Consider the following 11,460-nt stretch of genomic DNA (forward strand, 5'->3'; position numbering starts at 1 on the left):
GTGTGCGGTCAAAAGTAGACAAATAGGGTCAGAAATACACAGGCTGATAGCCCGTGCCACGCGAGCGGGCAACCGTTCGGAATCGTGAGAATGGGCGGCAAAGCGGCGTCGAGTTCCGGTTGCGTGTACGGATCGCAACCGGAATCCGCGTAGCGGACCGCCGCACTCCGAAAAAGGCAAAAGCAGATCCCTGCCTGCGGCAGGCAGGCCTCACACCGCTCGCAAACAACACGAGCGAGTTCGGGATAACAAATTGGGAGTCATGGGCGAGGTTGGCGCCGGAGGGCGCGGAGGATTTCGCGGGAGGAGTTGAGGGCGGAGGCGGCGGCGAGGGCGACGCCGGGATGAGTCCCGGAGCCGCAGAGAAAGAGATTGCGGATGGGAGTGCGATAGCGCGCGAAGCCGAGAAGCGGACGCATGGTGAAGAGCTGGTCGAGAGCGAGTTCGCCGTGGGAGATGTGGCCGCCGGTGAGGCCGTAGTCGATTTCGAGATCGAGCGGCGTGATGACGCGGCGGGCGAGGATTTTCGAAGGGAGATCGGGAGCGTATTCCGCGAGAGTTTTGATGACGGCGTCGGCGAGAGCGTCGCGGAGTGCGGGCCAATTTTTGGGAGAGGCAGCAGAACCAAAAGCAGGTTCCTCACCGCCGTTCGCCAGCCGCGGGCGACCGGGTTCGGAATGACAATTTGGGGAGGCTTCGCGAGAAGCCGTGCTCGGCGGCTTCACTTTGTAAGGCGCGTATTGCATGGAGATGGCCATGACGTGCCGCGCCTTCGCGGGCGAAGCTGCTTCGGCGGGCGAGCTTGCCTGAACCAATGATGGATCGAGGAGCGAAGGAATGGAGGCATCGAGATACGGCGCGGCGGAGAAATTGCCGTACTTCGAGGCGTCGAAGGCGCGCTCGAGATAATCGATCTCCGGGCCGATGTGGATGCGGCCGGAGAGCGCGGCGACGGCCTCGGCGGGAGATGAATTTTTGAGCGCAGTGAAATTCGGGAGCGCGTCGAGAGCAAGAAAAACGCGCGCGACAGTTCCCTGTGCGCGATAGTGCTGCATCTTTACGAGGAAGCTCGGTGCGAGGTGCACGGGCTCGAGCAATTGGAGGAAAGTGCGCTTGGGATCGGCGCCAGAGACGACGGCGCTGGCGGCGATCTCTTCGCCGTTTTTGAGCAGGACTCCCGCCACCGCGTCATTCTTGACGAGGATGCGAGCGACTTCGGCGTTGGTGCGGATTTCGGCGCCGGCGCGGATGGCGGCAGCGGCCAGGGCTTCGGAAAGAGCGCCCGCCTGCGCAAAAGAACCCGCCACGGCGGACAGGCCTGAGACGGCGGACGGTTTGCCATCGGGTAAACCTCCGGCGCCGAGACGCAAAAGCAGAAGCGCGGCAGTTCCCGCTGACCACGGGCCCGCGGCGGTGCCGGAAATTCCGGGCGCGGCGATGACGGCGCGAAGAAGTTCCGTCTCGAAAAATTCGGCGGCGAAATCGGCGACGGCCATCGGTCCCCAGCGGAGCAGGCGGCGCATGTTTTTCTTGCCTAGGCCGCGGAACGTTTTCCCGGTGCGAAGCAAATCCCAAATGGCGGAGGAAGTGAGGGTGTCGACGTCGGGCGGCGTCATGAGGAGGAGATCGCGGATGAGGCCGGAGGCGCTTTCGAAGATTTGCGCGAGGTCGAGGTAGCTCGCGGCGTCGGATTTGGAGAAGGCTTCGATGTTTTTCGCGGAGCGAGCGGCGTCGGCGTAGAGGAGAAGAGAGAGCGCGTCGGGCAAGGGAGCGAAAAGGCGGGCGGCGTCGCTCGATTGACGCGCGAGCGGCTGGAGGCGCATGTCGCGGGCGATGCCGGGAGCGAGCGGACCGGGAGCGTCGAGGACGGAGGCGCGAAAGCCGGGATGAAATTCGAGCGTCGAGGTGGCGCCGCCGACGGCCGAGCGACGTTCGAGGACGAGAGGTTTGAGGCCAGCGCGGGCGAGATAGAACGCGGCGACGAGAGAATTTTGGCCGGCGCCGATGATGAGGATGTTACGCGTGTTCATAAGTAAGACGAACCTCAGCGGCTAAAGCCGCCCCAAAAATCATTTGCGTTCTCCGCGAAGCACCGCAACAAATCAAAAACCAAATGCAGCGCCGTCCGATGGACGGCGACGGCCCGATGAAGTCGATCGGGCCCTACAACTGCCAAGGCAAAGCGGCGTCGAGCTCCGGCTTCGCCTGCCAAGGCAGGCAAGCCGGAGTCCGCGAGGCGGACCGCCACACTCCAAAAACGCAAAACCGAACTGCAGATTCCCGCCACGGCGGGCAGGCGCGGGCGGGGCAAGCCCCGCCCCTACGAGAGCGCAAGGCAAAAGCAGGTCCCTCACACCGTCCCGATTTAATGCATCGGGACGGGTTCGGGATGACACCTCTTAACGATAAAGACAGATTCCTCGTCGTCGCGATAAACGGCATCGGGACTTTTCGGAATGACAATGTGGGAGGTGGAGTCGAACAGGGCGATTGACGAAGCGTCATCGGCATGGCCGCGTTTGGCGAAAGAAAGGCCGACGAGGCGAGATTCTTCGTCGCCGTGAAACGGCTCCTCAGAATGACAGCGCTGCGAGACGGCATCAGGTAGCCCTCAGGTCGCGGAGGATTTCGAGGGCGGCGAGGCGGCCGGGCGCGCCCATGATGCCGCCGCCGGGATGAGTAGCGGAGCCGCACATATAGAGATTTTTCACCGGCGTGCGATAACGAGCCCAGCCGGCGACGGGACGCAGGAAGAAAAGCTGTTCGAGCGAGAGTTCGCCCTGAAAAATGTTTCCTTCGGTGAGGCCGATTTGATCTTCGATGTCCCACGGCGTGAGGACTTGCTTGCCGATGATTATGTTTTTCAGACTGGGCGCGTATTCGGAGATGGTGTCGATGACGGCGTTGCCGAATTCCTCGCGGCGATTTTCCCACGAGCCGTTTTTGAGTTTGTAAGGTGCGTATTGCACGAAACAGGAGAGGACGTGCTTGCCGGGAGGTGCGACGGAGGGATCGGTCAGGCTGGGAATAACCATGTCGATGTAAGGGCGATGGGAAAATTCGCCGTATTTGGCCTGATCGTAGGCGCGCTCCATGTAGTTGACGGAAGGCGAAATGGAAATCGCGCCGCGGAGATGATGGCCCGCGCCGGGCAAACATTTGAATTCGGGAAGCGCATCGAGAGCGAGATTCACTTTGCCGGAGGAGCCGCGATATTTGTAGCGCTTCACTTCGTCGAGGAATTCGGCGGGGAGATCTTTGGAATCCATCATTTTCAGGAATGTGAGATTGGGATCGACGCTGGAGGAAACGATTTTTGCGTGGATTTCTTCGCCGGACTGCAACACCACTCCCGAAGCGCGGCCGTTGCGCGTGAGAATTTTGGCTACGGGCGCTTCGGTGCGAATTTCGACGCCGGCTTCACGGGCGGCGTCGGCGATGGCGTTGGAGATCGCGCCGGTGCCGCCGCGGCTGAATCCCCAAGCGCGGAATGCGCCGTCGATTTCGCCCATGTAATGATGCAGGAGAACGTAAGCGGTGCCGGGAGAGCGCACGCCGAGAAACGTGCCGATGATTCCGGAGGCGGACATGGTGGCCTTGAGAACATCTGTTTCAAACCACTGATCGAGGAAATCGGCAGCGGACATGGTCATGAGCTGGACGAGATTGTATTTATCCTCGGCGGGGAGAGATTGGAAGCGGCGGGCGAGAAACATAAGTTTCTTGAGGCCTTTGGGATTGAGCGAAGTGGGATCGGGAGGCGTCATGGCGAGAAGCGGTTTGACGAAGCGGCACATCTGAAGCATGGCTTTGCCGAATTCGTCGTAGGCTTCGGCGTCGAGGCGCGAGTGGCGGACGAGTTCGCGGCGGGTCTTGGCGTGGTCGTTGACGCGCCAGAGATGGTCGCCCGAGGGCATGGGCGTGAAAGTGCCGTCGAGCGGAAGAATTTCGAGGCCGTGGCGCGGGAGATCGAGATCGCGAATGATTTCCGGGCGCAGAAGCGAAACGACGTAAGAGCAGACGGAGAATTTGAATCCGGGGATGATTTCTTCGGTGACGGCGGCGCCGCCGAGGACGTAGCGGCGTTCGAGGACGAGGACTTTTTTGCCCGCGCAAGCGAGGTAGGCCGCGTTGGTCAGGCCGTTGTGGCCTCCGCCGATGATGATGGCGTCGTAGGATTTGGGCATGGATTTCCTGTGCACGCGTCAGCGCGCGTGCGACGACGGGCCATTTTACAGGGGTAGAGTTATCCCGACAAGCGCAGTGGCAGCTACATCGAATTCGTTAATCGCTACTCGCGGACGAAGGAAAACACGACTCCAAGACCAAGCAAGATGAACGGCCAGAAACGAACGGGAATACCAAGCAACGAGTCTTCGAGGGATATCTTAACCTCTTGACCGGTCTCTCTCTCAATAAGTATCCGCTCCCGCCCGCAACCGAACCACGACCGGAGCGCATAAACCGACACGGCGGCGATGAAAAAACCGACCAGCTTCGGCCAGCCATGGTGTTGGTAATAGCCCTTATCAGTGAACATCGATCGCGTCGCTAGGTCGGTCAGAATCAGGCAGCCGAACGCGATGAGCGCGACGAGAAATCCTTTTCCACGCCAGACTAGCATCGAGACAGCTCCTAATGATCGGCGGCGATTACATTAACAAGAATAAGCTTATGCCGCTAGCTCTGCTAAATGCTGCGACGAAAGTTGTACTCCTGAGCTTCAAGGCGCGGCACCTTGATAGACTTGGAAAACGCGAATTATAATTCGCGAACAGTAGGCCGTGCAGTTTGCGGATGATAATTTGGCAAGAAACGCATGGAGAAGGGAGAAAAACATTGCCTATTGGGACGGCGGTGCATGAGAGGACGATGAAGCTGTGCGAGAGCCTGAATTACCGCGAATGGTCGGGCTACTACACGGTGAGCGCGTACGAGACGCATCACGAGCACGAATACAACGCGATACGCAACGCGGCGGCGCTGATTGACGTGACGCCGCTCTACAAATATTGGATTACGGGCGCGGATGCGACGACGTTTGTGAACCGCGTGATTACGCGCGACGTGCGGAAAATCGCAGTGGGACAGGTGATTTACTGCTGCTGGTGCGACGAAGAAGGAAAAGTGATCGACGACGGGACCGTGTCGCGGCTGGGCGAAAATGTGTACCGGTGGACGGCGGCGGACCCGAGCCTCCGGTGGTTCGAGCAGAATGCGCTGGGGCTGGACGTGAAGATCGAGGACATTTCCGAGCAGGTGGCGTCGCTGGCGCTGCAAGGGCCGACGTCGGCGCGCGTGCTGCGGCAGGCGAGCGATGCGGATTTGGCGAGCTTGAAATATTTTCGGGTGACGAGCGCGAAGATCGCCGGCGTGCCGGTGGATATTTCGCGCACGGGATACACGGGCGATTTGGGCTACGAAATCTGGATGCCGTGGAACGATGCGGTGAAAGTCTGGGACGAGCTTGTGGCGCGCGGGCGGCAATACGATTTGCACGCGGCGGGAATGCTGGCGCTGGACGTGGCGCGAATCGAGGCAGGGCTGCTGCTGATCGAAGTCGATTACATCAGCAGCAAAAAGGCGCTGATCGAAGCGCAGAAATATTCGCCATACGAAATTGGGCTGGGGCGGATGGTGGATTTGAACAAGGAGCATTTCGTGGGGCGCGAGGCGCTCGCGGAGGAACAGAAACGCGGGACGAAGCGGCGATTCGTGGGATTGAATATCGACTGGGACGAAATCGAAGCGCTTTTCGACGCCGCGGGACTGGCACCGCAAGTGGCGAGCACGGCTTCGCGCGCGGCTGTGCCGGTCTTTGACGCGAGCGGAAGGCAGATCGGGAAGGCGACTTCGACGACATGGTCGCCAACGCTGAAGCGGATGATTGCGCTCGCGAGCGTGGCGGGCGAATACGCGAAGCCGGGGACGAAGCTGAAAATGGAATTCACGGTCGAGGCGGTGCGGCATCGCGTCGAGGCCACGGTGGCGGAATTGCCGTTTTTTAATCCGGCGAGAAAGACGGCGAAGCCGGTACTCTGACGCTGCGCTGAATGAGTTAGGACGAGCCGTTCGGAACACCGCAGAGATTCTTAGCGAGAGAGTTCCCGGCAGAGATTTGCGCACAAAGCGGCGCAAAAAGGAAGAAATCGAAAATCACCGGTTTATGCCGGAGCTGAAGCCTGCCTGCCCGCCGCAGCGAGCAGGCAGCAGGCGGCTCCGGCCCCCTAAGGAGCACGTGACGGTGGCGGAATTGCCGTTTTTCAATCCGGCGCGAAAGATGGCGATGCCGACGCTGTGATTTTTTTCGCGGCTGAAAGAAAAGCGCAAAGCAGATTCCTCGTCGGATGCTAATCGCATCCTCGCTCGGAATGACAAATTGGTGGCTAACGGGGAAGACGACGGGCGCGGCGCTGTGATTTTTCTCAAGGCCAGAGAAAAAGCAACAGCAGATTCCTGCCTCGGCAGGCGATGCGCGACACCACTGTAAGCAGCCAACCTCTGAGGCTGCTCGCGGCGAGCGGCGATTTTGCGGAGACATATTCGCTTGACTATCCTGGCGGCATGCGGTATCCGCATCTTCGCGGACGAGCGGGACGGCGGATTATCCTCATAAAATTATCCGGCCGCTCGCCACGAGCACGACGATACACGGAATGAGCGTCAACGAACGCACGAAGAAGTAGTTTCGAGGCGGGCCTGCCATTGGGACATGAAATGCTATGGCTGTTTACAAGCGGAGGCAAACTCATGCGACGTTTTCCTGAATTTGGATACCTGAGCCTTGTTGTTGCGGTGATTTTCGCGGCTCTGCCGACGCGGGCGCAGGCGCCGGTGGCAAATCGAATCACGGCAATGGATATTTTCAATCTGCAGTACGCAAGCGATCCACAGATTTCGCCGGATGGGACGAAAATCATTTATGTGCGCCGATTTGCGGACATCATGACGGACCGGCGCGACTCAAATCTCTGGATTGTGAACGCGGACGGCTCGGAGAATCGTCCGCTGACGACGGGAAGCTATTCCGATAGCTCGCCGCAGTGGTCGCCCGACGGAACGCGCATCGCGTATATCTCCGACCGCGAAGGATCGCCACAGATTTATGTGCGCTGGATGGACACAGGACAGACCGCGAAGATCACGAGCATGCAGTTTGCACCGGGAGAAATCACGTGGTCGCCGGATGGGAAGGAAATTGCGTTCGATTCTCTGGTGCCTGTGCCCGGACCGAACATTGGAACGCTGCCGACGCCTCCGCCGGGAGCAAATTGGGCCGAGCCGCCGCACGTATATGACCGGCTGAGATACCGGTTTAACGGGATGGGCTATTTGCCGTCAGGATTCCAACAATTGTTCGTGGTGGCGGCAACGGGCGGAGCGCCGCGGCAAATTACGACAGGGGATTTCCCGCATGGGAACGGACTGACTTGGACGCCGGACGGAAAATGCCTGTTGGTGTCAGGTCATCTCTCGCCAGATTTCGAATACTACATTTATCAAACCGAGGTATACCAATTCTCCGTTGTGGACGGAACGATGACGCAATTGACGCATCGCAAAGGGCCAAACAATTCGCCGGCCATTTCGCCCGACGGGGAACTCATCGCGTATACGGGATTCGATGATCGCTACCAGGGATACCAGGTGACACATCTCTACGTGATGAACCGCGACGGGAGCAATCCGCATGAAATGCTGGCGAGCCTGGACCGCGACATCGAACAGCCGCACTGGGCCGAAGACGGCAGCGGAGTCTATTTCCTTTACGACGACAAGGGCAACTCAAAGCTGGGATTCGTGAGCATGGACGGCACGATGAAGACGCTTGCGGAACACCTGGCGAGCGGCGGCTCGACGTACACGGAGGGAGAGTCGTTCAGCGTGTCGCACGGCGGCACGTTCGCGGTGACCTATGGAACGGGGAGCGATCCCGGGGACATCGCCGTGGCGAGCCTTTCGAATCCGAAAGAGAAAGTGATTACGGCGCTGAATGGCGAACTGCTGGCGCAGAAAAAACCGGGAGAAGTCGAGGAGTTCTGGTTTGATTCTTCTTTTGACAAGCGCAAGATCGAAGGATGGATCATCAAGCCGCCGGACTTCGATCCCGCGAAAAAATATCCGTTGCTTCTGGAGATTCATGGCGGGCCGTTCGCGAATTATGGGGACCGGTTTGACATCGAGAAGCAGATTTTCGCATCCGCGGGATACGTGGTGGTGTACATCAACCCGCGCGGAAGCACGAGCTACGGCGAAGAATTCGGGAACTTGATCCACCATGCGTATCCGGGAAATGATTTCTACGATTTGAATTCCGGCGTGGACGCGGTGATTGCGAAAGGATATGTGGACACGAACAATTTGTTTGTGACGGGCGGGAGCGGAGGAGGCGTGCTGACGTGCTGGATGATCGACCGCACGAAGCGTTTCCGCGCAGCAGCGTCGCTATATCCGGTCATCAACTGGTATAGCTGGGTGCTGACGGCGGACATTCCGATCCTGGGCGGCGAATACTGGTTTCCGGGCCCACCGTGGGAATACTCGGACCAGTACATGAAACGATCGGTGATCTCGGAGGTAGGAAACGTGGAGACGCCGACGATGCTGATGACTGGCGAAGCGGACTATCGGACGCCGATCTCCGAAGCGGAGCAGTATTACACGGCGCTCAAATTGAGAAAGATTGAGGCAGTGCTAGTGCGCGTGCCGGGAGAGCCGCACGGGGTAAGCGTCCGGCCGAGCCACCAGATCGCGAAGACGACGTACATTCTGGATTGGTTCGACAAGCATCGGGCGAAGCAGTAACGGCGCGGATGGCTTAGGCTCTCTTCCGCGAAGCGCTTCGCGATCGACGATCGCGGACCGTTTCCTGAGCGGGAGGGTGCCCAGACGGCGAGGGGACGGATGCGGATCCGAGCGGAAAACGTTCTGGGGATACTGCTGGCGCTGGTGGGAGCGGTGACATGGATTCATCCGGCGTTCAGCTATCGCGTCAGCCAGAATACGGAACAGGTTGCCGGCGCCAGGACGATTCTTGAAGTGCGGCGAGTGATTCACTTTCCGCTTTGGTTCAGCATCGCGATGGTGACGATCGGCGTGGCGCTGTTTATCATCGGCCTTCGGCAGGATTGATGCGTGGCGACGCGCCAAGACGAATTCCCTTCTGAAGAAAAATCCAACTCGTAATGGTCTTCGCTGGAGACGTTCACTTTGCCTGCGAAGGCAGAAACACGATGATGACGACCAGACTCGCGACGGCGGCAGCGACTTGGCATGAGAAACACAAAGTGACATTATTTCTGCGGCATTTCCGTGTGTGATATTCGATGCGAGGAGGCTTAGCGATGGGTTCGGCGAGACGCCTGGCGTGGGTCGTGAGCATTTGTCTTTCTTGCTGCGCCGCGGTGCGCGGGCAGACGCAGAAGCACGCGATCCAGTTTGACGACATGATCGCGATGCATCGCGTGAGCGATCCGCAGATATCTCCCGACGGGAAATGGGTGGCATACGTGGTTTCGACGCCAGATGTGGAGGCGAACCATTCAGTGAGCGACCTTTGGATTGTCCCGGCAACAGGCGGGGCGGAGCGCGAATTGACGCGCGGCGGGAGCGATTCACGTCCGAGATGGTCGCCGGACAGCAAACAAATTGCGTTTCTCTCTTCGCGCGACGGAACGGCGGAGGTGTATACGATTTCGCTTTATGGCGGAGAGGCGTCGCGACTGACGTTTCTTTCGACGGATGTTGATAACGAAGTGTGGTCGCCGGATGGAAATTGGGTGGCGTTCACGTCGCGCGTTTATCCGGGCTGCGCCGACGATGCGTGCAACAAAGAGCGAGATGAAGCGGCGGAAAAGAGCAAAGTGAAGGCGCATATCGCCGAGCAACTGCTCTATCGGCACTGGACGGACTGGGCGGACGGAAAGCGCAGCCATTTATTTGCTATGGCCGTGAAGCAGGGAGCGCCACGCGACCTGACTCCGGGAGCGAATTACGACATTCCGCCATTCAATCTGGGCGCGCCGGAAGCGATTGCCTTTTCGCCGGACAGCCGGGAGATTTGCTTTACCGCGGACACGCAAAAAGACGAGGCGCTCAGCACAAATGGCGATCTTTTCACGGTACCTATTTCGGGCGAAACGTCGCCAAAGCGCATCACGACAAATTTGGGAGACGATTGGGGCCCGCAATACTCGCCAGATGGGAAATGGATCGCCTACCGCGCGCAGATGACTCCGGGATATGAGAGCGACCGGTGGCAATTGATGCTTTACAGCCGCGCGACGGGAGAACACACGGACATCACCACGAATTTTGACCGCAATGTGGAATCGTACCTGTGGTCAGCGGACAGCCAGACGATTTATTTTCAGGCGGAAAATCACGCGGAAATGCCGATCTATAGCCTCGCCGCCGCGCCGGGAAATATGCCGAAGACCATTGTGCGGGACGGTTTCAACGGCGAATTTTCATTGAGCGCAGATGGAAAGCGGATGGTGTTTTCGCGTTCGAGCATCGCGTACCCGGCGGAATTGTTTTCGGCGAACGCAGACGGAAGCGATATCCGGCAAATCACGCACCAGAACGAATCCATAGTCGCGAGACTGGAATTGCCCGCAGCAGAGCCGTTCTGGTTCAAGGCCGCGAATGGAACAAATGTCGAAGGGCTGATGGTGAAGCCGCCGCATTTCGATGCCGCGCAAAAATACCCGATGCTATTGCTCGTCCACGGCGGGCCGCAGGGCGCATGGGACGACGAGTGGGGCTATCGGTGGAATCCCGAAGTTATGGCCACGCCGGGGTACGTGGTGGTGATGATCAATCCGCGCGGCTCGACGGGCTACGGTCAAAAATTCACAGACGAAATTCAAAACGATTGGGGCGGAAAGCCGTACGTGGATTTGATGGATGGCGTCGATTACGCGCTGGCGCATTATCCATTCATTGATGGCTCGAAACTTGCCGAGGCAGGCGGGTCCTACGGCGGCTACATGACGGATTGGATCGCGACGCACACGGGCCGGTTCCGTTGCCTGATTAGCCATGCGGGACCGTATGATCTGGTGAGCATGTATGGCGCGACGGAAGAGTTGTGGTTCGTCGAGCATGATTTGAACGGGACGCCCTGGACGAATCCGGCGAGTTACGAAAAGTGGTCGCCATCGACTTACGCGGCGGAACTCGGAAAATTGCGCACGCCGATGCTCGTGATCGACGGCGAGCTGGATTTTCGCGTGCCCTATACGCAGGATCTGGAGCTTTTCACGGCTCTGCAACGGCAGGGCGTGCCCTCAAAGCTGATTATTTTCCCGGACGAAGGGCATTGGGTGCTGAAGCCACAGAACAGCAAGCTGTGGTATCAGCAATTTCTGAACTGGCTGGCGGCTTATTTGAAATAACGCGCAGAACGAGCGGCACTGGGTATTGGGCCCGTCTGAATTTGGCTCCTCGTGCCACGAT

At 59.0% G+C, this 11,460-nt stretch carries 8 protein-coding genes; 5 read left to right on the top strand and 3 right to left on the bottom strand.

The window, feature by feature from the left end:
- Window positions 1–260: 260 nt before the first annotated feature.
- The 3 genes from VGR81_13640 to VGR81_13650 all read right to left on the bottom strand — a co-directional run bounded on the left by VGR81_13640 (window position 261) and on the right by VGR81_13650 (window position 4,624).
- Window positions 261–2,030, bottom strand: a complete 1,770-nt coding sequence (locus VGR81_13640; protein HEV2289981.1) for an NAD(P)/FAD-dependent oxidoreductase — start codon at window positions 2,028–2,030, stop codon at window positions 261–263.
- Window positions 2,031–2,600: 570 nt separating this feature from the next.
- Window positions 2,601–4,187: an NAD(P)/FAD-dependent oxidoreductase gene (locus VGR81_13645; GenBank protein HEV2289982.1), complete on the bottom strand. Its 1,587-nt coding sequence runs from the start codon at window positions 4,185–4,187 to the stop codon at window positions 2,601–2,603.
- A gap of 104 nt (window positions 4,188–4,291) precedes the next feature.
- Window positions 4,292–4,624 carry a hypothetical protein gene (locus VGR81_13650; protein HEV2289983.1) on the bottom strand — a complete coding sequence of 111 codons (333 nt, stop codon included), beginning with the start codon at window positions 4,622–4,624 and terminating at the stop codon, window positions 4,292–4,294.
- Window positions 4,625–4,872: 248 nt separating this feature from the next.
- On the opposite strand from VGR81_13650, the gene VGR81_13655 reads away from it, so the two are divergent.
- The 5 genes from VGR81_13655 (at window position 4,873) to VGR81_13675 (ending at window position 11,399) form a co-directional block, all read left to right on the top strand.
- Window positions 4,873–6,042, top strand: a complete 1,170-nt coding sequence (locus VGR81_13655) for an aminomethyltransferase family protein (protein HEV2289984.1) — start codon at window positions 4,873–4,875, stop codon at window positions 6,040–6,042.
- Between the two features lie 76 nt (window positions 6,043–6,118).
- Complete coding sequence (locus tag VGR81_13660) at window positions 6,119–6,301, top strand: hypothetical protein (protein HEV2289985.1); 183 nt, start codon at window positions 6,119–6,121, stop codon at window positions 6,299–6,301.
- 449 nt (window positions 6,302–6,750) lie between these two features.
- Window positions 6,751–8,805: a S9 family peptidase gene (locus tag VGR81_13665; GenBank protein HEV2289986.1), complete on the top strand. Its 2,055-nt coding sequence runs from the start codon at window positions 6,751–6,753 to the stop codon at window positions 8,803–8,805.
- A gap of 99 nt (window positions 8,806–8,904) precedes the next feature.
- A complete protein-coding gene (locus VGR81_13670; protein HEV2289987.1) occupies window positions 8,905–9,132 on the top strand; it encodes a hypothetical protein in 228 nt (75 codons plus the stop codon).
- A 212-nt stretch (window positions 9,133–9,344) separates the two neighbouring features.
- Complete coding sequence (locus tag VGR81_13675) at window positions 9,345–11,399, top strand: S9 family peptidase (protein ID HEV2289988.1); 2,055 nt, start codon at window positions 9,345–9,347, stop codon at window positions 11,397–11,399.
- The last annotated feature ends 61 nt before the right edge of the window (window positions 11,400–11,460 follow it).

Source organism: Candidatus Acidiferrales bacterium, assembly GCA_035934015.1.
GTDB lineage: Bacteria > Acidobacteriota > Terriglobia > Acidiferrales > UBA7541 > DAHUXN01.

What these genes read in the sequence shown, in the direction of transcription:
- VGR81_13640 (HEV2289981.1), bottom strand. Translation starts at nt 2,030, where the DNA reads ATGAACACGCGTAACATCCTCATCATCGGCGCCGGCCAAAATTCTCTC.
- VGR81_13645 (HEV2289982.1), bottom strand. Translation starts at nt 4,187, where the DNA reads ATGCCCAAATCCTACGACGCCATCATCATCGGCGGAGGCCACAACGGC.
- VGR81_13650 (HEV2289983.1), bottom strand. Translation starts at nt 4,624, where the DNA reads ATGCTAGTCTGGCGTGGAAAAGGATTTCTCGTCGCGCTCATCGCGTTC.
- VGR81_13655 (HEV2289984.1), top strand. Translation starts at nt 4,873, where the DNA reads ATGAAGCTGTGCGAGAGCCTGAATTACCGCGAATGGTCGGGCTACTAC.
- VGR81_13665 (HEV2289986.1), top strand. Translation starts at nt 6,751, where the DNA reads ATGCGACGTTTTCCTGAATTTGGATACCTGAGCCTTGTTGTTGCGGTG.
- VGR81_13670 (HEV2289987.1), top strand. Translation starts at nt 8,905, where the DNA reads ATGCGGATCCGAGCGGAAAACGTTCTGGGGATACTGCTGGCGCTGGTG.
- VGR81_13675 (HEV2289988.1), top strand. Translation starts at nt 9,345, where the DNA reads ATGGGTTCGGCGAGACGCCTGGCGTGGGTCGTGAGCATTTGTCTTTCT.